The organism is Empedobacter sp. UBA5924 (assembly GCF_002431085.1).
GTDB lineage: Bacteria > Bacteroidota > Bacteroidia > Flavobacteriales > Weeksellaceae > Empedobacter > Empedobacter falsenii_B.
The window spans coordinates 85,145-109,260 of sequence record NZ_DJDM01000029.1; the positions used below are offsets into that span (position 1 = coordinate 85,145).

General features: G+C 32.0%; 25 protein-coding genes. 21 read left to right on the top strand and 4 right to left on the bottom strand.

Annotated features, from left to right (window positions below):
• Positions 1 to 119: 119 nt before the first annotated feature.
• Both B3792_RS08385 and B3792_RS08390 read right to left on the bottom strand, forming a co-directional pair.
• Entirely contained in the window at positions 120 to 560 is a 441-nt protein-coding gene (locus tag B3792_RS08385; RefSeq protein WP_291047408.1) for a hypothetical protein, read from the bottom strand.
• Between the two features lie 225 nt (positions 561 to 785).
• A complete protein-coding gene (locus B3792_RS08390) occupies positions 786 to 1,391 on the bottom strand; it encodes a hypothetical protein (RefSeq protein ID WP_038336180.1) in 606 nt (201 codons plus the stop codon).
• A 261-nt stretch (positions 1,392 to 1,652) separates the two neighbouring features.
• Here B3792_RS08390 and B3792_RS08395 point away from each other — a divergent pair, with 261 nt between their 5' ends.
• The 13 genes from B3792_RS08395 (at position 1,653) to B3792_RS08455 (ending at position 14,009) form a co-directional block, all read left to right on the top strand.
• Positions 1,653 to 2,654 (top strand): AAA family ATPase, encoded by a 1,002-nt coding sequence (locus B3792_RS08395; protein ID WP_407932366.1) that lies wholly within the window; start codon positions 1,653 to 1,655, stop codon positions 2,652 to 2,654.
• A 25-nt stretch (positions 2,655 to 2,679) separates the two neighbouring features.
• Complete coding sequence (locus tag B3792_RS08400; RefSeq protein ID WP_125350567.1) at positions 2,680 to 3,552, top strand: DUF58 domain-containing protein; 873 nt, start codon at positions 2,680 to 2,682, stop codon at positions 3,550 to 3,552.
• The gene (locus B3792_RS08405) at positions 3,552 to 4,517 is read left to right on the top strand and encodes a BatD family protein (protein ID WP_291047413.1); all 966 of its coding nucleotides are present in this window, start codon (positions 3,552 to 3,554) and stop codon (positions 4,515 to 4,517) included. Before B3792_RS08400 ends, B3792_RS08405 begins: the two co-directional genes overlap by 1 nt.
• A gap of 2 nt (positions 4,518 to 4,519) precedes the next feature.
• Positions 4,520 to 5,536, top strand: a complete 1,017-nt coding sequence (locus B3792_RS08410; RefSeq protein WP_291047415.1) for a vWA domain-containing protein — start codon at positions 4,520 to 4,522, stop codon at positions 5,534 to 5,536.
• A complete protein-coding gene (locus tag B3792_RS08415) occupies positions 5,536 to 6,546 on the top strand; it encodes a vWA domain-containing protein (RefSeq protein ID WP_125350569.1) in 1,011 nt (336 codons plus the stop codon). Before B3792_RS08410 ends, B3792_RS08415 begins: the two co-directional genes overlap by 1 nt.
• A 17-nt stretch (positions 6,547 to 6,563) precedes the next feature.
• Entirely contained in the window at positions 6,564 to 7,427 is an 864-nt protein-coding gene (locus tag B3792_RS08420; protein ID WP_114998633.1) for a tetratricopeptide repeat protein, read from the top strand.
• Positions 7,427 to 9,220 (top strand): BatD family protein, encoded by a 1,794-nt coding sequence (locus tag B3792_RS08425; RefSeq protein WP_291047418.1) that lies wholly within the window; start codon positions 7,427 to 7,429, stop codon positions 9,218 to 9,220. The genes B3792_RS08420 and B3792_RS08425 overlap by 1 nt, the downstream gene beginning before the upstream one ends.
• Positions 9,221 to 9,385: 165 nt before the next feature.
• On the top strand, positions 9,386 to 10,012 hold the full coding sequence (locus B3792_RS08430) for a hypothetical protein (protein ID WP_286495653.1): 627 nt from the start codon (positions 9,386 to 9,388) through the stop codon (positions 10,010 to 10,012).
• 66 nt (positions 10,013 to 10,078) lie between these two features.
• Positions 10,079 to 11,611 carry a histidine kinase gene (locus tag B3792_RS08435; protein ID WP_180905517.1) on the top strand — a complete coding sequence of 511 codons (1,533 nt, stop codon included), beginning with the start codon at positions 10,079 to 10,081 and terminating at the stop codon, positions 11,609 to 11,611.
• Positions 11,612 to 12,334 carry a CPBP family intramembrane glutamic endopeptidase gene (locus tag B3792_RS08440; protein ID WP_260509601.1) on the top strand — a complete coding sequence of 241 codons (723 nt, stop codon included), beginning with the start codon at positions 11,612 to 11,614 and terminating at the stop codon, positions 12,332 to 12,334. It begins immediately after the preceding gene.
• A gap of 8 nt (positions 12,335 to 12,342) precedes the next feature.
• Positions 12,343 to 13,095 carry a LytR/AlgR family response regulator transcription factor gene (locus tag B3792_RS08445; RefSeq protein WP_219034073.1) on the top strand — a complete coding sequence of 251 codons (753 nt, stop codon included), beginning with the start codon at positions 12,343 to 12,345 and terminating at the stop codon, positions 13,093 to 13,095.
• An 84-nt stretch (positions 13,096 to 13,179) separates the two neighbouring features.
• Complete coding sequence (locus B3792_RS08450; protein ID WP_125350575.1) at positions 13,180 to 13,794, top strand: MarC family protein; 615 nt, start codon at positions 13,180 to 13,182, stop codon at positions 13,792 to 13,794.
• A gap of 14 nt (positions 13,795 to 13,808) precedes the next feature.
• Positions 13,809 to 14,009 carry a hypothetical protein gene (locus B3792_RS08455; protein WP_125350576.1) on the top strand — a complete coding sequence of 67 codons (201 nt, stop codon included), beginning with the start codon at positions 13,809 to 13,811 and terminating at the stop codon, positions 14,007 to 14,009.
• Between the two features lie 44 nt (positions 14,010 to 14,053).
• Here the strand turns inward: B3792_RS08455 and rnpA are convergent, their stop codons facing one another.
• Positions 14,054 to 14,434 carry a ribonuclease P protein component gene (rnpA, locus tag B3792_RS08460; protein ID WP_125350577.1) on the bottom strand — a complete coding sequence of 127 codons (381 nt, stop codon included), beginning with the start codon at positions 14,432 to 14,434 and terminating at the stop codon, positions 14,054 to 14,056.
• 112 nt (positions 14,435 to 14,546) lie between these two features.
• Here rnpA and B3792_RS08465 point away from each other — a divergent pair, with 112 nt between their 5' ends.
• The 4 genes from B3792_RS08465 to B3792_RS08480 all read left to right on the top strand — a co-directional run bounded on the left by B3792_RS08465 (position 14,547) and on the right by B3792_RS08480 (position 17,939).
• Positions 14,547 to 14,957 (top strand): BrxA/BrxB family bacilliredoxin, encoded by a 411-nt coding sequence (locus B3792_RS08465; protein ID WP_038336154.1) that lies wholly within the window; start codon positions 14,547 to 14,549, stop codon positions 14,955 to 14,957.
• Positions 14,958 to 15,214: 257 nt separating this feature from the next.
• Positions 15,215 to 16,210: an aspartate-semialdehyde dehydrogenase gene (locus tag B3792_RS08470; protein ID WP_038336152.1), complete on the top strand. Its 996-nt coding sequence runs from the start codon at positions 15,215 to 15,217 to the stop codon at positions 16,208 to 16,210.
• 152 nt (positions 16,211 to 16,362) lie between these two features.
• On the top strand, positions 16,363 to 16,905 hold the full coding sequence (locus B3792_RS08475) for an RNA polymerase sigma factor (RefSeq protein WP_291047424.1): 543 nt from the start codon (positions 16,363 to 16,365) through the stop codon (positions 16,903 to 16,905).
• On the top strand, positions 16,902 to 17,939 hold the full coding sequence (locus tag B3792_RS08480) for a hypothetical protein (RefSeq protein ID WP_291047426.1): 1,038 nt from the start codon (positions 16,902 to 16,904) through the stop codon (positions 17,937 to 17,939). Before B3792_RS08475 ends, B3792_RS08480 begins: the two co-directional genes overlap by 4 nt.
• Positions 17,940 to 17,975: 36 nt before the next feature.
• On the opposite strand, the gene B3792_RS08485 is transcribed toward B3792_RS08480, so the two are convergent.
• Positions 17,976 to 18,905 (bottom strand): bifunctional riboflavin kinase/FAD synthetase, encoded by a 930-nt coding sequence (locus B3792_RS08485; RefSeq protein ID WP_286495649.1) that lies wholly within the window; start codon positions 18,903 to 18,905, stop codon positions 17,976 to 17,978.
• A 188-nt stretch (positions 18,906 to 19,093) separates the two neighbouring features.
• Here B3792_RS08485 and atpD point away from each other — a divergent pair, with 188 nt between their 5' ends.
• The 4 genes from atpD to B3792_RS08505 all read left to right on the top strand — a co-directional run bounded on the left by atpD (position 19,094) and on the right by B3792_RS08505 (position 23,776).
• Positions 19,094 to 20,602 carry a F0F1 ATP synthase subunit beta gene (gene atpD / locus B3792_RS08490; protein WP_114998651.1) on the top strand — a complete coding sequence of 503 codons (1,509 nt, stop codon included), beginning with the start codon at positions 19,094 to 19,096 and terminating at the stop codon, positions 20,600 to 20,602.
• Positions 20,603 to 20,687: 85 nt separating this feature from the next.
• Positions 20,688 to 20,981, top strand: a complete 294-nt coding sequence (locus B3792_RS08495) for a F0F1 ATP synthase subunit epsilon (RefSeq protein ID WP_280038257.1) — start codon at positions 20,688 to 20,690, stop codon at positions 20,979 to 20,981.
• Between the two features lie 449 nt (positions 20,982 to 21,430).
• Positions 21,431 to 22,738, top strand: a complete 1,308-nt coding sequence (locus tag B3792_RS08500) for an O-acetylhomoserine aminocarboxypropyltransferase/cysteine synthase family protein (protein WP_291047430.1) — start codon at positions 21,431 to 21,433, stop codon at positions 22,736 to 22,738.
• A gap of 30 nt (positions 22,739 to 22,768) precedes the next feature.
• Positions 22,769 to 23,776, top strand: a complete 1,008-nt coding sequence (locus tag B3792_RS08505) for a homoserine O-acetyltransferase family protein (RefSeq protein ID WP_038336140.1) — start codon at positions 22,769 to 22,771, stop codon at positions 23,774 to 23,776.
• Positions 23,777 to 24,116: the final 340 nt, after the last annotated feature.

A 24,116-nucleotide genomic window follows, 5' to 3' on the forward strand; every position in this document is an offset into this window, starting at 1 on the left:
ACATTGTGCTATTCAATAATAATTTTAAAACTCATACAAATTTTAAAATATTCTTTCAAAATTTAAATTAATAGAGGTTAACCATCAAAATTTGTAGGTTAACCCTATTTTTTATGATTTTATGCACATTTAGAAGAATGTCTATTTCCTTTTGCATCACGTTTTTTGTGCATACTAAATTTATCAGATTTCATACGTTTTTCACGATCTTGTTTGTATTGATTGAACTGATTTTTGTCTAAAATTTTCTCTAATTTAATATCAAAATCGTTTGTACCTTTTTCTGGTCGAGAACCTCTTTTTCCTTTTTGAGTAGAATTTTTGTCTCTGTTCGCAAATTCTTTTTTCATGTCAGAATCTCTACTTTCTAACAACGATTTTACTTTTTTCTTTTGAGTAGAACTCAAATTATATTGATCAAATTTTTTTAATTGTTGATCTACAGTTGGGCGTTCTCTTTGCTCTTTTCTATTTCCAGATCGTTCACCTTGTTGTGGTCTTTGTTGAGCAGAAACTGCCATAACCATCATTATACTTGCTAATAAAAATGCTTTTTTCATAATCTATGTTTTTGTTTACAACTAAATGTTAGAATTATTTTCTTTTCATTTTTCTTGAAACAAAGTTGCAACACAAAAAAAAGACGTCAAAAATATTGAGGTAAACGAGTGTTAAGTATCGGTGAAATCAAGGATTTATTAAATTTTTTAACAAAGTTGTCAAATTTATTGAATAAAAAAATCCATTCGATAAAGAATGGATTTTGATGTATTTTTTTTGAAAGATTATTTTATTTTTTTCTCTAACATTTTAGAAAAAGTTTTAGCAGTTTTTGCAAACCCTTCTCCAATTCTCGATTCATCACTATAATTATTACCGAATTGAGTTCCTGGAGCTTCTTTATAATTGACAACAAATTTTTTATCTTCAAAATTATTAGAATCAACAATAGTAATAGTTGTAGATACTTTTGCAGCTTGTTTCATTACAAATGCATCCCAACCTGGATAAATCCAATCAACTTTAACAATCATTGTGTAAGGAGCATCTGTAGCGTTTTCAGAGAATGAAATTCCAGTAGATTTTGCACCATATTTAGTTAATAACTCCATAAATTTTGGTTCCCAGATAGACTCTTTTGCACCAGTCCATTTATCATTCCAAATATCTCCATTTCCAGCATTTTTGCCATTTAGATCAACAATCTTTTTTTGAACATATTCTGCTTCTGTAATGCTATCTGCATTAATTTTTAGATTTGAATAGTCAAAAATAACTTTCATTTTAGATTGTCCTTTTAAGAAATCGACAGTACCAGATTTTACTTTCTCTTTTTGAGCATAAATGTTTGAACCGAGTACAATAATGATTAATAATAAATAGTTTTTCATAATAGTTTTAATAAATTTCAGCAAAATATAAATATTCTTTAAATAGTTATTGTATAATCATTTAAAGAAATATTATTTAGAAACGTTTATTGTTTATAAATAGTTTGTAAGTCTTGGAAAAATTTTACTGAAAATAATAATCAAAACGTTTGGTACACTACTTTTGTCTTAACAAAGTTTAACAATATTGTATGAAAGTTTTAATTTCTAAATCAATTGTATTTGTTAATTTTAGAGGAAATTTGAATCAATAATATAAACATTAATTTCAACGAAATTTTGGATATACAACAACTAAACCAACAAATAGAAGCAAAAAGCGAAAGCATTGCAAGGTTGACATCGGAAATAAATAAAGCGATTATTGGACAAGAAAAAATGATTGAAAGTCTATTAATCGGATTACTTGGAAATGGACACGTTTTATTAGAAGGTGTTCCTGGATTAGCAAAAACATTAGCTATTAAAACATTATCTGATGCTGTTGATGGATCTTTTTCTCGTATACAATTTACACCAGATTTGTTACCTGCCGATGTTGTGGGGACACTTATTTATAATGTAAAAGAAAACGATTTTAGAATCAAAAAAGGACCAATATTCGCCAATTTTGTTTTAGCTGATGAGATTAACCGTTCGCCTGCAAAAGTACAATCTGCCTTGTTAGAAGCAATGCAAGAGCGTCAAGTAACAATTGGTGACGAAACGTATCTGTTACAAAAACCTTTCTTGGTTTTGGCGACTCAAAATCCGGTGGAACAAGAAGGAACTTATCCTTTGCCAGAAGCACAAGTTGACCGTTTTATGTTGAAAACGGTCATTACTTATCCAGAATTTGAAGCAGAACGTTTGATTTTAAGAAATTCGATTAATCAATCTTTTCCAAAAATTGAGAAAGTAATCTCTATTCAAGAATTGTTGGATGCGCGCGAAATGGTGAAACAAGTTTATATGGACGAAAAAATTGAAAAATATATTTTGGATATTATTTTCGCGACTCGTTTTCCAGAAAAAGTTGGATTAGAAAAATTGGTTCCAATGATTTCGTTTGGTTCTTCGCCTCGTGGATCGATCAATTTGGCACAAGCTTCAAAAGTGTATGCATTTTTACGCAAACGCGCTTATGTTATTCCAGACGATGTACGTGCAATGGCAAAAGATGTGTTGCGTCACCGTATCGGAATTAGCTACGAAGCAGAAGCAGAAAATGTTACGCCAGAAGAAATTATAGACAATATTCTTAATGTTGTTCCAGTTCCTTAAACCACTATTCAAAATCATTTAAACTTTGGATGCAAAAGAAATCATCAAACGTGTAAAACGTATTGAGCTAAAAAGCAAGCGTAAAGCGAGCAACCTTTTTATGGGTGAATATCACAGTTCATTCAAAGGAAGAGGTATGATTTTTAGTGAAATTCGTCCTTATCAATACGGTGATGACGTTCGTAATATCGATTGGAATAAAACGGCTCGATATAGCGAACCTTATGTAAAAGTTTTTGAAGAAGAACGAGAATTAACCATGTTTTTATTGGTTGATGTTTCGAATTCTGAAAACTTTGGAACACGAAAACAAATTAAAATGGAAACGATTGCTGAATTGAGCGCTACATTGGCTTTTTCGGCAATTACCTATAATGATAAAGTTGGTTTGATATTATATTCGGATCAAGTGGAGAAATTTATTCCACCCAAAAAAGGAAAACAACATGTGTTGCGTTTGGTGAGAGAAATTGTTTCGTATGAGCCAAAAAGTAAGAAAACTGATTTAGCAGAGACTTTGGAAACATTTATGAATTTGGTTCGCCGAAAATCAAATGTTTTTATTCTTTCAGATTTTATTGATTCGTCTGATTATGAAAAAGCATTGCGAATCGTGGCAAAAAAACATGATGTGACTGGAATTAGAGTTTATGATGAAAAAGAACAATCTTTTCCAGATGTAGGTTTGGTTCATGTGCAAGATAACGAAACAGGTGAAATCCGCTTGATTGATACTTCATCGAAGAAATTGCGTCAACAATATGCGCAATATTATCGCGATTTAGATCAACGTTATCAATCTATTTTCAAAAAAAATCATTCAGGCGCAATCAGTATTCGTACCGACGAAGATTATGTTCGCCCATTGTTAAACTACTTTAAAAGTCATAAAGCCTAATGAAGAATTTATTGCTTTTAGTAAGTTTTTTTATCCTTCAATTTTCGTTTGCGCAAGAAATTACGCCAAAATTAGATCGCACGACAATCAAAATTGGCGAGCCAATCCAATATGAAGTGAAAATTGATTACAAAGAAGGAGATAAAGTTGTTTTTCCTACGATTTCAGATTCAATTAATCATCACATCGAAGTTTTAGGTCAAAAAATTGACACTGTAAAAACGGATGGAAAATCTGAAATTGTTCAACATTTAGAATTGACTGGATATGATGCAGGTAAATTTAATATTCCGTCATTTATCATTCAGAAAAATGGAAAAGATTTAACAACAAAACAACTTGAAATTGATATTCAAGATATTGCAGTTGATACAACGAAAAATGCAATTTTCCCGATAAAACCTGTAATGGAAGAAGAATATTCTATTGGAGATTATTGGAATAAATATTGGTTGTACGGCATTATTGCGTTGATTTTATTTATTATCGGAATTGTTTTGGTTGTATTATATGTTCGCGCAAAATCGAAATTATCTGGCAAAGATTCGTACAAAACGCCTTATGACGAAGCGAAAGCAAGTCTGAAAGCCTTGGATGCTAAGAAATATTTGAAACGTGGTGAACAAAAAGAATATTACACGCAATTATCATTTATTGTAAGACGATATTTAGGACGTATTTATAACTTTTCGGCATTAGAAATTTTGTCGGATGATTTGGTAAAATATGTTGCGACAAAACCAGATGTTTTACCAGAAGATGTGCAGAAATTTAAACAATTTTTGTTCGATGCTGATTTGGTAAAATTCGCAAAACAAGAATTTGATGAACCAACAAATATTTCGCACCGAAATTGGGTAGATGAATTTGTAGATCGTGTAAAACCATTAGAAATTCCGGAGAACGAAGATTTGAAAAAAGATCAAGTGACGGGAGAAAAATATAAACAGTTTAATAACAATTAGGAATGCTAAATTTTGAGTTTCAAAATCCTTGGATCTTACTCTTATTGCTTGCTTTGCCTTTCTTTATTTTCAGAGAAATTCGCAAAACGAGCCAGAAAAAAGCATCCTTAAAATTACCTTCGCTCAAAGCATTTGGAGGTGCAAAAAGTTCGTTAGCGACGTACAAACCACTTTTATTTTTGATGCGAATTATCGCAATGGTTTTGTGCATTGTTGCTTTAGCTCGTCCACGTTATGTAGATGTTACGACAAAAGTAAAATCGGACGAAGGAGTTGATATTTTATTGACTGTAGATACGTCATTGAGTATGTTAGCGCGCGATTTGAAACCAGATCGTTTAACAGCGTTAAAAGAAGTTGCAAAAGACTTTTCACTTGGAAGAAAAACGGACAGAGTTGGTTTGGTCGAATATTCTGGAGAAGCTTTGACACGTGTTCCATTAACAACAGATCGTGATGTTTTGATACAAGAAATCGAAATGTTACATTCTGGTAGTTTAGCTGATGGAACAGCAATTGGAGTTGGTTTGGCAACAGCTGTTAATCATCTTAAAAATAGTAAAGCAAAATCTAAAGTAGTTATTTTGATTACAGATGGTGTTGAAAGTGTAAATCCTTCTGGAGATTTGATGTATGTTTCACCGAGACAAGCCGCTGATATTGCAGCAGAGAAAGGGATAAAAGTATATACAATTGGTATTGGAACAAACGGAATGGCGCCTATGCCTGTTGGTTACGATATGTTAGGTGATTACGTTTTTGAGATGCGTCCTGTACAAATTGACGAAAAACTGTTAGAAGAAGTTGCAGATAAAACTGGAGGTTTATATTTCCGTGCAACAAACAATGAAAGTTTGAAAAACATTTATAACGAAATTGATAAACTTGAAAAAACAGAGATTAACGAAGTCAAATATTATAATTATACCGAATTGTTTGCACGATTCTTATTGCCTGCATTCATTATTTTGGTATTAGAAGCCATTTTACGAAGAACCGTTTTTAAAGAATTAATCTAATGCAGTGGGGAGAATTACATAATATTTGGTTGATGATTTTATTGTTTGTCGTTATTTTTCTATCGATAACAGTATTTCAATGGCGCGAACGTGTAAAGAAAACATTTGCAGATAAAGAACTGTTTCCATTTGTTTTTCCAATCACTTCTTCAAAGCGTTATGGTTTCAAAATCATTGCATTTTGTGTGGCTTTATTTTTAATGGTAATTGCATTGATGGATCCACTTTATGGTGAACGAGATGTGCAAGTAAAGCGCGAAGGAATTGATATGGTTTTCTTGTTAGATTTATCAAGTTCGATGAATGCACAAGATGTTGCTCCTTCGCGATTAGAAAAAGCAACAAAATTAATTACAGAAACATTACATCAATTAGGAGGAGATAGAGCTTCTTTGGTTGCGTTTGCAGCGAATGCTTACACGATTTCTCCATTGACAAATGATTATGCTGCAATCGAAAGTTATTTGCAAAATGTTAATACTGAGTTAATTTCGAGCCAAGGGACAAATTACTTAAATGCGATTCAGGAAGCTGCAAAAACATTCAAAGGATCGGCGAATACAAGTAAATTAATTGTACTAATTTCGGATGGAGAAGACAACGAAAATACAGTTAATCAAGCTTCTAAAATAGCAAAAGATAACGGAATTCATATTGTATCAGTTGGTGTTGGAACAGATAAAGGAGCTCCAATTCCGATGTATTACAATGGCTACGCCGAAGACTATAAAAAGGACGAAACAGGTTCTATAGTTATTACAAAATTAGAAGATAAAAATCTTCGCAAATTGGCACAAGATACAAACGGAACTTACATTCATTTGGATAATACGCAAGATGCATTATCCGCATTATCAATGTATAAAGCCCGATTAGATAAAAACGAAATTGCTAACTCTACAACAAGAGATATGAATCATATTTATCAGTGGTTTTTAGCGGTTGCGGTTTGTTTACTTTTTGTGGAATTATTAACATCTGAATATAAGATTTTTAACAAAAAGAAATAGTAAGTTTGTATGGTAAAATGATGTACTTTTTAAAACAAATAGGATTTTTAGGAATAATGCTTTTATCCGTTTTTGGTTATAGTCAATCGAAAGCGAAAAGCTACATTATTGAAGGAAACGAGTATTATCAAAAAGGAAAATTTGATAATGCAGAAGTTGCCTACAAGAAAGCTACCATGGAAGATCCAACTTCTGTCAAAGCAAATTACAATTTAGGAAATGCTTTATTTCAACAAAAACGTTACAAAGAAAGTATAGCGCATTACAAACGTTCTGCTGAAGTATCTAAAACGAATAATGATAAACATTTGGCTTATCACAATTTAGGAAATGCTTTTATGCAGGAAAAAGATTATCAAAATGCTGTTGATAATTACAAACAAGCCTTACGAAATGATCCAAAAGATGATGCAACACGTTACAACTATGCATTAGCAAAAAAAATGTTAGAAAAAGAACGTGAGAAACAAAAAGATCAAAATAATAAGGATAATAAAGATCAAAACAAACAAGATCAAAATAATCAGCAAAAACAACAACAGCAGCAAAATAAACAGAATCAACAAAACCAAAATAACCAAAAGCAAAATCAGAATCAGAATCAATCTCAACAACAACAATCTGATCAGCAGAAACAGCAAAATCAAGGAGGAAACCCGAAAGCTGGTGGTGAAAATGGAAACAATAAAGGACAAGGAAATAATCAATCTCCAGAAATCAAACAAGGAAATAATGGAGACGGAAAAGAACAAGATAATGCAAAGAATAATTTGGGAGACGGTTTGCTAAAAGCATTGCAAAATCAGGAAGCCAAAACCCAACGAAAAATTATTCAACAAAAAGCAGAAAAACAACGAACAACAACATCTAAGGATTGGTAATGACAACGACAAGCGTTTTAAATAGCTTTTTAGTGTTTGCCTTAACGTCTATCACAGCGTTAGCACAACAAATTTCTTTTAAATCTGATGCAGATAAAACACAGGTCAGTTTAGGAGAAGCATTTAGCGTGGGCTTTTTTATCGAATCTAATACAGATAGTTATTCGATTGATCAACCAATGAAATATCCTCCACATAATGGATTACAAATTGTAGGTGAACAACGCTCGCAAAATGTTTCTTATGTGAATGGAAAAGGAGTGATAGAAGAAGGAATTATCCTTGCTTTTGTTGCTGAAAAAGAAGGTAAATATCGAATTGGAGCTGCTAAAATTGTGATTAATGGAAAAACCTATACATCGAAACCTGTCGATGTTGTAGTGAAAGGAACGGGGTTGACGCACAACAATTTTAGAAGTAATACTTCGCAGCCTGTTTTTCTACAAAGTAAAGTTTCGAAAACGAATCCTTATGTGAACGAACAAGTTGGTTTATCAGTAAAATTATACGTAAAAGATTTATCTTATCTTAATCGTAAACAAAACTTTCGTCAAGGAAATTTAGACGGATTAAGCCCAAAAATTGTAAAAAGCTCTCCCGAAAATATCAAGCAAGAAATTGTTGGAGGAAAACAATATTTCTCCGAAGAAATTGCACGTTATTATGTTTTTCCTCAAAAACCAGGAAAGATAGAAATCGATCCGTTTTCGGTAGATGTGGTGTTGCCAACAACGTATGGAGCGGAGCCTGTAGAAGTGCGTAGTAATCCAGTTGTGATTAATGCAAAAGCACTTCCAGAAGAAGGAAAGCCAAAGAATTTTAGCGGTGCAGTTGGTCAATTTAAAATGAACGCTTCGGTTGATAAAAAAGAAGTTGCAACCAATGAAAGTGTAAATTTTGATGTTGAAATTATTGGAACAGGAAACTTTAATACGATTAATTTACCTGAAATTACGACGCCAAAAAATTTAGAAAAATTCGCACCGAAAAAACGCGATGCATATAAAACCTATGATACAGGAATGAAAGGAAAAGTTGCTGAGCAAACAGTTCTTGTCCCAAATTTTGGAGGAGAATATACGATTTCGCCTGTAGAATTTTGTTATTTCGATCCTGTTAAAGAGAAATATGTAACCTTGAAATCAGATTCGATTAATTTGTCTGTTTCAGGTTCTAAAACTTCTTCTGCAACGGCTGTGGCTTCTAATTCACCAGATTCGACAATTTCTGATAAAATAGAAGAAATGACGAACGATGTGAAAGAAGGAAAAAGCGGTTGGTTGTGGTTAACTGGTGGTGTAATTGCATTGAGTGCTGGAAGTTTATTTTTGATGAGAAAGAAAAATAACCCGACACAAAAACAAAAAATTGAACCAAAAATAAAACCTCTTAACGAGCAAAATAATTTTGAATCATACCAACCAAAAACAGAAACCCAAAAGTTTACTTTGGTTGAAAAACCAACGATAAATTCGAGTCAAATTTCTGCTGAATTAGATGAATTGAAGCAAAAAATAAACGTTGAAGACCAAAAAGATTTTTATCAATTACAAGAAAATATTTTGTGTAATGCCGCGCTATTAAAAACGAATACAGATTTAGCTCATTTTTCTGACGAGGTGATTGCAAATAAATTGATTGAAAATGGTGTGAGTGAATTAGCCGTAGAACAATGGAAATTGTTGCTGAACAACGCACGACAAGCTAAATATGCCTTTGGTGGTTTGCATCAAAATTTAGAAGAAGTTTTCGAAGCTACGCAAAATATTTCCGAAGAATTATTACGAAAATAAATTTCAAGTTTTTTAGATAGTAAAAGGGACAATCTCAGTTTTGAGTTGTCCCTTTTATTTTTGCTCTTACAACTCATCCTCAAAAATTGACAATTCGGTAACATATAATTTCAAACGAAAAGTGTTTGTAAGAACTTTGACTCAACAAATAAAAAAACACAAATGATGAAAACAATTTTCTTAACAATCGCAATTTTATTCACTGTATCAACTTTTGCACAAAAGAATTTTGAATCAGATATGAATAAAACTTTAACGGAATGGAACAAAGGAAATCATTCTTCTGAAGCTAATTTTAAGCAATTAATAAATGATTATCCAAATGAATGGTTACCAAAATATTACTTGACTTTTTCTGAAGTTTTGAAAACGTTCGAATCAAAAGATATTACTAAAAATGAAAAAATTCTTTTGAATGTAAAAACTCAAATCGATGATTTAGTCAGAAATAATCCATTAAATGTAGAAATTCTCAATTTGAAAGCCTTGTATTTAACAGCAGAAATTGTGCAGAATCCAATGCAAAATGGAGCAATTTATTATCCAGAAGTAGTACAAATCTATCAAAAATCGTTGATGTTAAATCCAACTAATCCGCGTTCTGTTTTAGGTTTGGCTGAGTTTAATATCAATGCTGCAAAATATAGAGGAATGGATATTACACAAGATTGTAAAAATGTAAAAAAATCTTTAGCTTTATTTAATGCTGAAAAGCCAAAAAATAATGAACCGATATGGGGAAAAAATCGTGCCGAAGCCTTGTTGAATAACGAATGTAAAAACGTACTATAATGATAGCTTTAGTTGCACAATTTATTCACGAAATTATTTTTTGGTTAATTAATTTGATTGCTTGATATGGATAAGTATTATAAAGGATATTTGAGATTATTTTCATTTGTATTTTCATTTGCAATTTTAGTATATGTATTTGATTTTAGTACAATTAATTTTCAAAATAATTCAAATTTTGATTTAGGTGTAGAAGTAGGCTTGTTAACAGGAAACTTTCTAAAATTTGTTGCTTTAGGGTTGGTCTTTTTAAAATTCTTAGAAGGAATTATTGTTTCTGACAAAAAGTTAATTGTTCGTAATATTTTGATTCTATTTGTAATCAATGTTTTGATTTATAGCGTGATATTTTTTACATCTCCAAATGTATCATTCAATCAATTTTTTCATCCAGAAGCTATCAAATATTTTATCGGATATTTTTCGTTCAGTGTTGCAGCATCTTTTGTGAATACAAGCATTTTTAATGAATATAGAATAGATGTACCAGATTCGCCTAAACCAGAAAAAGTTTTAAGAAAGTATTTTTTACGTTCTATTATTTATACGTTGGTATTGTATTATGTATTCGTGGAGTTTGCGAATCTCCTTTTGCAGAAATATATTTTTTACGATCAATCGATCAATTATCTTTTAGTTGCAGTTATCACGGTTTTCTTTTTGTTTTTATTCTTTATTATCGATCGAAAGAAAAATAAATTAGAACGTAAAATTGTTATCGAATCAACAAAAGCAGAAACAGCAACTGCACAATTCGAAACCTTAAAAAGTCAATTAGACCCACATTTTTTATTCAATAGTTTGAATGTTTTAACTGGTTTGATTGAAGAAAATCCAGATAATGCGATAGATTTTACAACATCGCTTTCTAAGATTTATCGATATGTTTTAGAACAAAAAGACAAAGAAGTTGTGTCGATTCAAGAAGAAATAAATTTTGCAAAAACCTATGTCAACCTTCTAAAATTAAGATTTGAAAATAGCATCGATTTCGAAATTGAACAAATAACTTTCTCTGAAACCGAATTTATTGTGCCACTTTCTTTGCAGATTTTATTAGAAAATACAATCAAACACAATATTGTATCTGATCAAAAACCTTTGAAAATTAAAATTTATAAAAAAGATAATTATTTGATAATTGAAAATTCTTTCCAACCAAAAGAAACCATTAAAGATTCGACAGGAATTGGGCTGAAAAATATTATTAATCGTTATCAATTAATTTCTAACCGAGAAGTGAACATCGAAAAAAATGAACAACTATTTCGTGTAGAACTTCCCATATTAACACAAAAAAATACAACTATGAATACACAAAATTTTGACGAACAACAAGCTTATTTACGTGCAATAGAGCGTGCAAAAGAATTGAAAAAGTTTTATGCGCATTTAGGAACTTATGTTGTAATGAGTTTATTCTTTTTTATTCTGAATTTAGTTACAAATAATGGACATTGGTGGTTTTATTGGCCAGTTTTAGGTTGGGGATTGGGCGTTGCACTAAATGCTGTAAAAGTTTTTGCGTATGGTTCTGGTTGGGAAGAGAATAAAGCCAAAGAAATCTTGGAAAAAGAGCAAAATAAAAAGTGGCAATAAATGAATTTTATAAATCAAATAAAGCAAACAAATTGGGTTAGAATAATTATTTTTTATGGATTGATATTAATCGGAACTTTTCTGATTCGTAAATGTCCTAATTTTTTACAATTGATTTTTGGAGGTTTAGTCGATTTTCAACTGCCTTGGAATATGAATCATGGGTTGATTATTTTTCTAATTAGTTTACTTTTCTATAAATTCTCTAAAGTTAAAAAAGAAGTCTCTCTTCTAGGAAAAGAAGGTTTCAAAACATTGATTTTTCCATTTATATTACTCGTTGGTTATTCAATTTATGGGATAAATAACGATTACGGAATTAATAAACATTTGTGGGCAGCGATTTTTATTTCTGTTACGTTGCTTTATGATATTATGGAAGAATATACGTGGCGAGGTTATTTGAATGATGCTTTAGGCAATATATTTTGGATAATAAAAAGCATTATAACGGGAATATTTTGGGCAGTTTGGCACTTATTTATTTTTAAAGATTTCGATCAGTTTGGAGGTTTTGGAATTTTTATGTTATTGTGCATTGTTTTTTCTTTTGTATTAACTTTTTCAACAATTCGAACAAAATCGATTATCGTTCCAGCTACAATTCACGCTTTAATGGCTAAGACAAATCTTGCAACATTGATCATTTTTGTCATTATACTTGCTTTATTATTTGTTTGGAACAAAATTTTTGAAAGAAAACCGATTCGTGAATTAACTTAAAAAAAACTATGAAAATACTAATTATAGAAGATGAAAAGCCTGCAGCGCGTTTATTAAAGCGACGTGTAGAAAAATTGGGTTATCAAATACACGAAATGTTGCACTCTGTAGAAGAAAGTGTAGCGTGGTTGAAAACGAATCCAAATCCTGATTTAATTTTTCTGGATATTCAGTTATCAGATGGGTTATCATTTGAGATTTTTAATCAAGTAGATGTTTCGTCTGCGATTATTTTTACGACTGCTTATGACGAATATGTATTGAAAGCGTTTAAACTAAACTCGGTTGATTATTTGTTGAAACCTGTTGATGAAGAGGAATTGAAGTTTGCTATTGAAAAATTTGAAAGACAATTTCAGCAAGCATCTTCAAGTTTCAATCTAAATGAATTGAAAAGTCTTTTTTCGAATAATCAAACAGAAAAATTTAAAGAACGTTTTTCGATTAAAATAGGAACATCAATCAAAATTATAGAAATCGATAATATCGAATGTTTTTTTAGCGAAAACAAAGCAACGTATATTCATACAAAAGAAAACCGAAATTATTTGGTAGATTTTTCGTTGGATAAAGTGGAAGAACAAATCGACCCGAAAAAGTTTTTTAGAATTAATCGTAGTCAAATCATCCAAATCGATTCGATTAAAGAAATTACAATGTATTCTAATTCAAGATTAAAAATAATTTTGAATACTTACAATGAACAAGATATGATTGTGAGTCGCGAAAAAGTGGCAGATTTTAAGAATTGGTTGGATTAAGAATTGATTTATTGCTTTTTTATGAAAAATTGTTCATAAAAACTTCTATTTTTGCATCAACCAATTAATTATAACTAAATACGAATGGAAAATATAATATCATTTTTTCAGAAATTCTCTTTCAATCAAATCGGAACAACTTTCGCCGTACTTTTTGCAGTTATCGATATTTTAGGAAGTATTCCAATTATTGTAGGAATTCGGAGCAAAGTTGGACATATTCAGTCCGAAAAAGCCTCGATTGCAGCAGGAATTATGATGATTTCGTTTTTGTTTTTCGGAACAAAAATTTTGAAATTAGTTGGTGTTGATGTTCAGTCATTTGCTGTGGCTGGTGCATTTGTGATTTTTATCATCGCTATTGAAATGATTTTAGGAATTGAGATCCAGAAAGGAGTCGAATCTAACTCTGCATCCATCGTTCCTATTGCGTTTCCGTTAGTTGCGGGTGCGGGATCGTTGACAACTGTACTTTCGCTTCGTTCGCAGTTTGCAGATATTAACATTGTGATAGCGATTATATTAAATATGTTAATCGTATATTTGGTGCTGAAATTCGCAGGAAAACTCGAAAAATGGATGGGACCTGGCGTTTTATCGGTACTGAAAAAAGTATTTGGAGTAATTTTATTGTCAATCGCAATCAAATTATTTACGTCAAATATCGGTGCATTGTTTATGAATGAAATTAAAATTTAAAAATTCATTATCTAATGAAAACATATATTTATATCGCGACAATCGTTTTGTTGATAGGTTTAGGTTACAACCTATATGAGATGGATTATAAAGCTGGTTTTATGGCTGAAGAAAACTTTCGTAGCGTTTTAGGAATTGGAGCATCAGTTTGTGGATTAATTTTAGTATCTGTATACTTTAGTTTTTTCAGATTGCAAGCAAATCTTAAGAAATAAACAGTTTTACAACTTATAATAAATGAAAAAGATTAATCCTAGGATTAATCTTTTTTTGTTTGTATCGCTTCGTTTAATTTTTCTAATAAAGTTTTGACAGATTGTTCTATCACCTCAAAAGGTTGATGTTTTGTAGAAGTATAAATCATCACCAAATCAACCGAATAATTTTCATTAGGTTCAAGTAACAATTTATTCAATCTGTAAGCTTCTTTAGCACGACGTTTCAATAAATTTCGATCAACCGCGTGTTTGAATTTTTTCTTTCCAACACTTACTCCTACTCTTATATTGTAATCCGCTTTCGGTTTGATTTTGTAGACAAATCTAATCGGATGAGAAACAAATGTTTTTCCATCAGAAAACAATTCATCGAATGCTTTTCTGCTTTTAAGTTTCTCATTCTTACCAAAAGTCAATTTCATATTGCTAAATTCTACGTAAATTTGTAACTGCAAAAGTAAGTATTCTAAAAAGTTTTAGAATTATGTAACTTTGAAAATAATTTATTTTTATTTAAAACAAAAAAAGAACAATATGTATCCAGCAGAAATAGTAATGCCGATGAAGGCTCAGTTGACTTCTAATGGTTTTGAAGATTTAACTACTCCAGAACAAGTAGAAGCAGCAATCAAACAAGAAGGAACAACTTTGGTAATGGTAAATAGTGTTTGTGGTTGTGCTGCAGGTGCTGCAAGACCAGGAGTTGTAATGTCATTAGATAATGATAAAGTTCCTACACATTTAACAACAGTTTTCGCAGGATTTGATAAAGATGCTGTAGCAAAAGCACGTGAGTTTTTTGCTCCATTTCCTCCAAGTTCTCCAGCTGTTGCTTTATTCAAAGATGGTGAATTAGTACATATGTTAGAGCGTCACCACATCGAAGGACACTCTGCAGCAGCTATCGCAGAAAATTTAAAAGCAGCTTACAACGAGTTTGCTTAAGACTAAATTTGAAGGTTATTTCAAAAATATTTTAAAAAGTGGAGCAATTTGTTCCACTTTTTTTGTGTTCAAAATTCTTATAAAAAAGAGTTTTATAAATTTTAATTCGAGGAAAAGTTTAAAAACCTGAATTAACATCATAACATAAAATATATCATATCAAATTGATTGCTAAACCTATGAAATAGAGAAAAATGTATCAAAATAATCTGTAAATTAGCAATTCGAAATTTTTTAATATATTATTTAATAAACAAATGAGAATAGCAGTCGTAGGCGCTACCGGAATGGTCGGCAGAGTTATGCTCCAAGTTTTGGAAGAAAGAAATTTTCCAATCACTGAAATTATACCAGTAGCATCAGAAAGATCAATAGGAAAAACTATTGAATACAAAGGAAAAGAATACAAAATTGTATCAATGCAGGATGCTGTAGAAATGCGAGCTGATATCGCAATCTTTTCAGCAGGTGGAGAAACTTCCAAACAGTGGGCGCCTAAGTTTGCAGAAGTCGGAACAACTGTAATTGACAATTCATCGGCTTGGAGAATGGATCCAGATCGTCCGTTGATTGTACCAGAAATCAATGCAGATATTTTAACAACAAATGATAAAATTATCGCAAATCCTAACTGTTCAACGATTCAATTGGTAATGGTTCTTAATCCTTTACACAAAAAATACGGAATTAAACGTGTAGTTGTTTCTACTTATCAATCAGTTACGGGAACAGGTAAAGATGCTGTGGAGCAATTGAATGGAGAAATTGAAGGACGTGATGTAGCGAAAGTTTATCCATACCAAATTTTCAAAAATGCATTGCCTCATTGTGATGTGTTTGATGAAGAAACAGGTTATACAAAAGAAGAATTGAAATTGACTCGTGAGCCTCGTAAAATTATGCGTGTGGATGAAATGAATATTACAGCTACTGCGGTTCGTGTTCCTGTGCAAGGAGGACATTCGGAGTCGGTGAATATTGAATTTGAGAATGATTTTGATTTAGCCGAAGTTCGCAAATTATTAGCAGAACAGGAAGGTGTAACAGTACAAGATAATCCAGACACAAATACTTATCCAATGGCTTTCTATTCAGAAGGGAAAGACGATGTTTTTGTAGGTCGTATTCGTCGTGATTTATCTCAACCAAATGCATTAAATTGTTGGATTGTTGCGGATAATTTACGCAAAGGAGCAGCTACAAATGCGGTTCAAATTGCAGAATATCTAGTAAAACACAATTTAGTTGGATAATATTTTCAATTAAAAACTTATATAAAGTCGCTCTTGTAGCGACTTTTTTATGTTTAATGAATAAGTTTTCAGAACTTTAACAAATATTTTACGCTATCAAAGCAACCATAAGCGTAATTTTCGCATCTAAACACTGAGAAAGAAAAAGTATTTTGGACGAAAAACAACTCATAAAAGCTTGTATCAACAATGATTCGAAAGCACAGCGGCTGCTTTACGAAAAATATGATGCGCGATTTTTTGCGGTTTGTAAACGTTATTTTACCGATATACAACAAGCGGAAGATGCGTTGGTAAAAGGTTTTTTGAAGATTTTTCAGAATCTTGAAAATTATTCGTTCGAAGGAAGTTTTGAAGGATGGATGCGAAGAATTATGATTAATGAATGTTTGATGGAGTTGCGGAAAAATAAAATTTTTCACCTTAATGTAGACGATTACTCCTCTTCTATTTCATCTAATCAAGAAGCTTCGCAACAAATCGAAGAAGATGATGTGATGAAACTCCTCGATTATCTACCCGAAGGCTGTCGTCTCGTGTTTACCCTTTACGTTATTGAGGGATATAAGCACAAAGAAATTGCCGAAAGTTTGGGCATTACAGAAGGAACATCTAAATCGCAACTTAATTTAGCGAAGACGAAATTGAAGGATATGTTAAGTAAGAATGAAAATATAAAATCAAATTTATCGTGAACACAAACGATCCAATAGAAGATTTATTTCGATCAAGAAGTAGCGAAACAGTCGGCGAAAAGCCGAGTGATTTGGTGTGGAAACGTATTGAATCTGGTTTGCAGAAGGAGGAAAAGAAGAAGAAACCTATTCGCGAATTTGTTTCGAGTGTATGGTTTTCTGCTGCCGTTTTCGCGTTGATTGCGATTCCTTACTTTGTGCTTTTTATCGAGAATATTAATACTGAAAATAGAGAAAATTCACTTGAAATTGTCAAAACAAATGTCCCAGTTATCGAGCAATCGCCTGCTGAACAAGAAGAAATAGTGGTTTTGGAATCGAAAGATAAAGATTTGGAAAAACCTCTAGAAATAGTAAAGAATGATAAAGTTACAAAACAGCCTGTTTATAAAGTAATTGAAGGACATTCTGCTAGTGTAATTGCTGACGAAGGATATTTTCCTCAATTATCTAATGCTTCTGCATCGAATGCTCCAGTTACTTTATCAGCACCGCAAGCGATGGAAGCTCGTTCTAAGGTTTTAGATTCAATAGAAAAAGAAAGACAATATGCTAAAACAAGTAATCAGAATTTGGGTTCTATAAAAGATTCAGTTATTTCGGATAAGTTAGCTGGAAAAGCTTCTGGTATTGTAGTTGCAAATGGTGTAAGCAGACAAAATGCTAAGCTAAAAGATACTTCTGATGTGATGAAAATGACGGTTGTTGCAGAAACACGTGCTGCAAATGCTTCGTTAGAAACAGCTTCGGTGATGGAAGTTTCGCCAAAAAAATCTGTAATTGACAAATCTGCAATTGTTTATAAACCTTTAAAGTTTACAGTAAAATCGGATATTTTACGTACTAATTTTAAATTACAAAAGAAATTAAAAGATAAAATTTCGTTTGAAAGTACAACGAATAATCTTGTCATTACATTTGAGAAAGTAAATGATAAGATTGTTTTAATAACAAACGAACCAAAGGTTGATGCGACGCTTTTGGGAGTTTTGGAAAAAAATAAAAAAGAAATATTTAAATATTATAATAAATAGAGATTAAAAAAAGGTTCGCTTTTAGCGAACCTTTTTTTAATTATTTCCATATAAATTTATTGCATTTTCTTTGTCTTGATTCATCGCGATGATTAAATCATCTAACGAATCAAATTTCTTTTCATCTCGCAAATGTCCTAAAAATTCAAGGCGAATTGTTTCTCCATAAATATCTCGATCAAAATCCAAAATATTCACTTCTACTCGATGTTCACGAGAATTGGTAACCGTTTCTCTAAATCCGATGCTTAATAAACCTAAATATTTCTGATCATCCACAAAAACATCAACCGCATAAACGCCATCTTTTGGAATTAATTTATTGGGATCAACTTGTAAATTAGCGGTAGGAAAACCAAGTGTACGACCAATTTTGTCACCATGAACAACTTCTCCAGAAAGCGGATATTGATAGTTCAACGCTTTATTCGCATACGCGATATTTCCTTCGATAAGTGCATTTCTAATTTTTGTAGAACTCACCGCCACATCATTTTCTTCGACAGCTTGCAATTGAATCAAATTGAAACCATATTTTTTCGAAAGAACTTGTAATTGTTCAAAATTTCCTTCTCTATTTTTCCCGAAATGATGATCGTAGCCAATCACTAGCGTATCAATATTAATTTTATCAACCAATAAATTCTTGACAAATTCGACAGAAGTTACTTGCGAAAAATCTGTTGTAAACGCTTGAATAATCAAATGTTCTAACCCAAATTGACGCAAAACATTTTCTTTTTCCTCTAAAGTGTTCAAAAATTTAAGATCACAATTTGGTTGTAAAACCATTCGAGGATGTGGATTAAAAGTAATCAAAACACTTTTTCCATCAATTTCTTTTGCAATTGTATTGAGTTGTTTTAGAATAGATTGGTGTCCAATGTGCACACCATCAAACATGCCCAAAGTAAGGACAGGACGTTTGATTGGTTTGATTTCTTCTAAGGATTGATAAACGTTCACTAAAAATGATTTTGCACAAAATTAAGGCTTTCAAATCGAACTTCAAATCTATTTTTAATTTCCTTTGATTGTAATATTCTGATTACTAATCAAAATATTATGACAAAAATCTTAAAAAGTATATAAATTATACAATGTTTTTAACTTACCTTTGCACCCAAATAAAATAAACTAAATCATTTCATATAATGGCAAATCAAAAGAAAGGTAAGATTGCACAGGTTATTGGACCTGTAATTGACGTTATTTTTGATAACGCAGAAGGCCTTCCAAATATTTATGATGCATTAGAGGTTCCTCGTCAAGGAAAAGAAACATTAATTCTTGAAGTTGAGCAACACATCGGTGAAGATACTGTACGTTGTATCGCAATGGATAGTTCTGATGGTTTACAAAGAGGTCAAGAAGTTATCGCTTTAGGAAAACCAATTATGGTTCCTATCGGAGAAAACATCAAAGGACGTGTATTTAATGTAGTTGGAGATGCTATTGATGGTTTAGGGAATTTAGACAAAGAAAATGGTTTACCTATTCACCGTCCAGCTCCAAAATTCGAAGAATTATCAACATCTGCAGAAGTTTTATTTACAGGTATTAAAGTAATTGACTTAGTAGAGCCATACGTAAAAGGTGGTAAAATTGGTTTATTTGGTGGTGCCGGAGTAGGTAAAACAGTATTAATTCAGGAGTTGATGAACAACATCGCAAAAGGACACGGAGGTTTATCTGTATTCGCTGGTGTTGGTGAGCGTACTCGTGAAGGTAATGACTTAATGCGTGAGATGATTGAAGCTGGATTAATTAATTACGGTGAAGATTTCATGCACTCTATGGAAGGTGGATCTTGGGATTTATCTAAAGTAAACAGTGAAAACATGAAAGAGTCTAAAGCAGCTTTCGTTTTCGGACAAATGAATGAACCTCCAGGTGCACGTGCTCGTGTTGCTTTAACAGGTTTAACATTAGCTGAATATTTCCGTGATGGAGATGGACAAGGTCAAGGACGTGACGTATTATTCTTCGTAGATAATATCTTCCGTTTTACACAAGCAGGTTCTGAGGTTTCTGCCTTATTAGGACGTATGCCATCAGCCGTAGGTTATCAGCCAACATTAGCAACTGAAATGGGTGCTATGCAAGAGCGTATTACATCTACTAAAAACGGATCTATTACTTCTGTACAAGCGGTATATGTACCTGCCGATGATTTAACTGACCCTGCGCCAGCTACGACTTTCGCGCACTTAGATGCTACAACGGTATTAGATCGTAAAATTGCTTCATTAGGTATTTACCCAGCGGTAGATCCATTGAACTCTACATCTCGTATCTTATCACCAGCAATTATTGGTAAAGAACATTACGAAACAGCACAACGTGTAAAAGAAATCTTACAACGTTACAATGCTTTACAAGATATCATCGCGATTTTAGGTATGGAAGAGTTATCAGAAGAGGATAAGTTAGTTGTACACCGTGCACGTCGTATCCAACGTTTCTTATCTCAACCATTCCACGTTGCAGAACAGTTTACAGGTATCCCAGGTGTTTTAGTAGATATCAAAGATACAATCAAAGGATTCAACATGATCTTAGATGGTGAAGTTGACCAATATCCTGAGGCTGCATTCAACTTACGTGGTACAATCGAAGAAGCGATTGAAGCTGGAGAAAAAATGTTAGCAGAAGCTAAATAATATAATTTAACCATATAAAGAGTGCTTACGTTTCTTTTCTTTTTGAAAGTTGCTAAGTACTCTTTTTTTTAAAAACAATAGGATTATGCACTTACAAATTATTACGCCAGAATTCGTAGTTTTCGATGCAGAAGTAGATGCTGTTACTTTACCAGGTAAAGATGGTGAATTTCAGTTATTAAATAACCACGCTCCTATCGTTGCAACTTTAGGTGAAGGAACAATTAAAATTAAAGTTCACACAAAAACTTTCGAAGATTTCGATAATCAATCTGGCAAAGTTTACACTTCTCCATCAAACGAATCTACATTATTGTTAGATATCAAAGGAGGAACAATTGAAATGAGCAATAATAAAGTAATCGTTTTAGCAAACTAATTACTTTTTTATCATAAAACTTAAAAGGAGATCAATTTTGATCTCCTTTTTTTATGTTTTCTACTTAATATTCTCTTTTTTACTTCAAATTTTATTCTGTTTAAATCCTTTTTATAGATTTCGAAAGAAATATTTTTAACTTTTTGGCATGAATATTCTTTTTAAATCAATTTAATAGATTTATTTTCTAAAAACTAATTATAAATTTTATTATTTAGAAAATTATTCTAATTTCACATAAAATATAAAACTACAAAGTGTAGTTAGAAATGAATAATTTTTTTAAAGATGAAGTACAATTCTAAAAAACATTCTTTTGGACACGGCGTCCTGCTTCAGAGCATCTATAATTGTATCAATAGTAAAATTCGAATGTGCAGCTGCTAATTTTAGCTAACTAACCTACCCTACTATTTATTAATCGTAGTCACATTCAAAACAATTTTATTATGTCAACAGAAAAACAATTACATTTCGATACTTTACAAGTACACGCAGGTCAAGAAGTAGACCCATCAACAGGCTCTCGCGCTGTTCCAATTTATCAAACATCTTCTTATGTATTTAATGATGCCGAACACGGAGCAAATTTATTTGCTTTGAAAGAATTTGGTAATATTTACACAAGAATTCAGAATCCAACAACTGACGTTTTCGAAAAACGTATTGCTGCGCTGGAAGGTGGTGTTGCGGCATTAGCTGTTTCATCGGGACAAGCGGCACAATTTATTGCTTTAAATAATATTTTAGAATCAGGAGATAATTTTGTTTCGGCTTCTAATCTTTATGGCGGAACATATAATCAATTCAAAGTTGGTTTTAAGCGTTTAGGTGTTGATGTTCGCTTTGCTGAAGATGCAGATCCAGCAAAAATTGAATCATTAATTGATGAAAATACAAAAGCGATTTATGCAGAAACGATAGGAAATCCGAGTTTTAATGTTCCAGATTTTGAAGCAATCGCTGCAATTGCACAAAAATATAACATTCCATTTATTGTGGATAATACGTTTGGTGTGGGCGGTTATATTTTCAAACCTTTAGAGCATGGAGCAAACGTTGTCGTAGAATCTGCAACAAAATGGATCGGTGGACACGGAACTTCTATCGGTGGAGTTATCGTGGATGGTGGAAATTATAATTGGGGTAATGGTAGATTTCCACAATTTTCTGAACCATCAGAAGGTTATCATGGTTTAGTTTTTTCCGATGTTTTTGGAGTGAATGGTCCTTTTGGTAATATTCAGTTTATTATTCGTGCCCGCGTCGAAGGTTTGCGCGATTTTGGTCCAGCAATTTCACCGTTCAATTCTTTTTTATTGTTACAAGGTTTAGAGACGTTGTCGTTAAGAGTTCAGAAACATTTGGACAATACGTTAGAAATTGCGCGTTGGTTAGAACTTCATCCGCAAGTTGAAAAAGTGAATTATCCTGGATTAATTACTTCTCCAAGTCATCATTTGGCAAAAAAATATTTGAAAAATGGTTTCGGAGCTGTTTTATCATTCCAAATTAAAGGTGATGCAGACAAAGCGAATCAATTTATTGATAGTTTAGAATTGATTAGTCATTTGGCAAATGTTGGCGATGCAAAATCGTTAATTATTCATCCTTCTGCAACAACTCATCAACAACTGAGCGATGATGAACAAAAATCTGCTGGAGTTTTTCCTGGTTTATTGCGTCTTTCTGTCGGAATTGAATATATTGATGATATCAAAAATGATCTTCAGCGAGCTTTTGATAAAATTAAGTAAACAAAGTATTATTAGCTATAAATTAATTCAGTGAATTTTTATCAATATAATTATACAAAGCCATTTCAATTAGAAAATGGTCAAATTCTCGAAAATTTAACCATTGCTTATCATACAGCGGGAACGTTGAATCCCGAAAAAAATAATATCATCTGGGTTTGTCATGCTTTAACGGCAAACTCGGATGTTTTTGATTGGTGGGCTGGTCTTTTTGGAGAAAATGAATTATTCAATCCAAAAGATCATTTTATTATTTGCGCCAATGTGATTGGTTCTAATTATGGAACGACAAATCCGTTGTCTACAAATCCTGAAACAAATTCGCCTTATTATCGAGATTTTCCTACAATTACGATAAAAGATATGGCAAATGCGCACCAATTGTTGGCAGATCATTTAGGAATTTCAACTATTCATTTATTAATAGGTGGTTCACTCGGTGGTCAACAAGCGTTAGAATTTACGTTACTTGATCAAGTTAAAGTGGATAATTTGGTTTTGTTGGCGACAAATGCGGTACATTCTCCATGGGGAATTGCGTTCAACGAATCGCAGCGTTTGGCTATCGAAGCCGATTCAACTTTTAACGATAAAATTGAGGATGGAGGAAGAAATGGATTGATTGCGGCGCGTACAATTGCGATGTTGTCTTATCGTACCTATATTATATATGAACAGAAGCAAAAAGACAAGGATTCTGTTTACAACGATTTCAAAGCGTCTTCTTATCAAAAATATCAAGGTGAAAAATTAGCAAATCGATTTAATGCACATTCATATTGGACACTTTCGAAAGCGATGGATTCACAAAATTTGGCTCGAAAGAGAGAGTCTTTAGAGAAATCATTGGCTCAAATTTCATCCAATACAATAGTTATAGGTATATCTTCGGATATATTATTTCCGCCAAGTGAGCAAAAATTTATAGCGAATCATATTTCAAATGCAAAATTCATCGAAATTGATTCTATTTTTGGACACGATGGTTTCTTGGTCGAATTACAAGAATTAAATACAATTTTGGAACATCTCGTATAATATTATGGAATGAATAATTATATGAAGCTCGATTTATTCGAGCTTTTTTTATTTATAAATAGATTCTACTTCGTAGAATTTCTCCCGAGTAGTTCCTTCAAAAGTATCCATTTTGCTTTTCTTTTGTTCAAGAAAAGCAAAACGTCTAATCATTTTCTGCGGTAAAAACGGGCTTTTATCTTTTAAAACCTTGTATCTCACTTCTCATATCTAAAAAAAACAAAAAATATTTTCCATTGTACCAGCGACTTAAGATTAGAATGTAAAATAAAAGTAAAGTATGTTTGGAAAAACGAATAATCCAGCCGTATATTTGCAACCGCAATACGAAAGACGAGTA

What these genes read in the sequence shown, in the direction of transcription:
- B3792_RS08495 (WP_280038257.1), top strand. Translation starts at nt 20,688, where the DNA reads ATGCACTTACAAATTATTACGCCAGAATTCGTAGTTTTCGATGCAGAA.
- B3792_RS08500 (WP_291047430.1), top strand. Translation starts at nt 21,431, where the DNA reads ATGTCAACAGAAAAACAATTACATTTCGATACTTTACAAGTACACGCA.
- B3792_RS08430 (WP_286495653.1), top strand. Translation starts at nt 9,386, where the DNA reads ATGAAAACAATTTTCTTAACAATCGCAATTTTATTCACTGTATCAACT.
- B3792_RS08470 (WP_038336152.1), top strand. Translation starts at nt 15,215, where the DNA reads ATGAGAATAGCAGTCGTAGGCGCTACCGGAATGGTCGGCAGAGTTATG.
- B3792_RS08420 (WP_114998633.1), top strand. Translation starts at nt 6,564, where the DNA reads ATGATGTACTTTTTAAAACAAATAGGATTTTTAGGAATAATGCTTTTA.
- B3792_RS08440 (WP_260509601.1), top strand. Translation starts at nt 11,612, where the DNA reads ATGAATTTTATAAATCAAATAAAGCAAACAAATTGGGTTAGAATAATT.
- B3792_RS08385 (WP_291047408.1), bottom strand. Translation starts at nt 560, where the DNA reads ATGAAAAAAGCATTTTTATTAGCAAGTATAATGATGGTTATGGCAGTT.
- B3792_RS08465 (WP_038336154.1), top strand. Translation starts at nt 14,547, where the DNA reads ATGTATCCAGCAGAAATAGTAATGCCGATGAAGGCTCAGTTGACTTCT.
- B3792_RS08445 (WP_219034073.1), top strand. Translation starts at nt 12,343, where the DNA reads ATGAAAATACTAATTATAGAAGATGAAAAGCCTGCAGCGCGTTTATTA.
- B3792_RS08390 (WP_038336180.1), bottom strand. Translation starts at nt 1,391, where the DNA reads ATGAAAAACTATTTATTATTAATCATTATTGTACTCGGTTCAAACATT.
- B3792_RS08410 (WP_291047415.1), top strand. Translation starts at nt 4,520, where the DNA reads ATGCTAAATTTTGAGTTTCAAAATCCTTGGATCTTACTCTTATTGCTT.
- rnpA (WP_125350577.1), bottom strand. Translation starts at nt 14,434, where the DNA reads ATGAAATTGACTTTTGGTAAGAATGAGAAACTTAAAAGCAGAAAAGCA.
- B3792_RS08435 (WP_180905517.1), top strand. Translation starts at nt 10,079, where the DNA reads ATGGATAAGTATTATAAAGGATATTTGAGATTATTTTCATTTGTATTT.
- B3792_RS08455 (WP_125350576.1), top strand. Translation starts at nt 13,809, where the DNA reads ATGAAAACATATATTTATATCGCGACAATCGTTTTGTTGATAGGTTTA.
- B3792_RS08425 (WP_291047418.1), top strand. Translation starts at nt 7,427, where the DNA reads ATGACAACGACAAGCGTTTTAAATAGCTTTTTAGTGTTTGCCTTAACG.
- B3792_RS08450 (WP_125350575.1), top strand. Translation starts at nt 13,180, where the DNA reads ATGGAAAATATAATATCATTTTTTCAGAAATTCTCTTTCAATCAAATC.
- B3792_RS08415 (WP_125350569.1), top strand. Translation starts at nt 5,536, where the DNA reads ATGCAGTGGGGAGAATTACATAATATTTGGTTGATGATTTTATTGTTT.
- B3792_RS08405 (WP_291047413.1), top strand. Translation starts at nt 3,552, where the DNA reads ATGAAGAATTTATTGCTTTTAGTAAGTTTTTTTATCCTTCAATTTTCG.
- atpD (WP_114998651.1), top strand. Translation starts at nt 19,094, where the DNA reads ATGGCAAATCAAAAGAAAGGTAAGATTGCACAGGTTATTGGACCTGTA.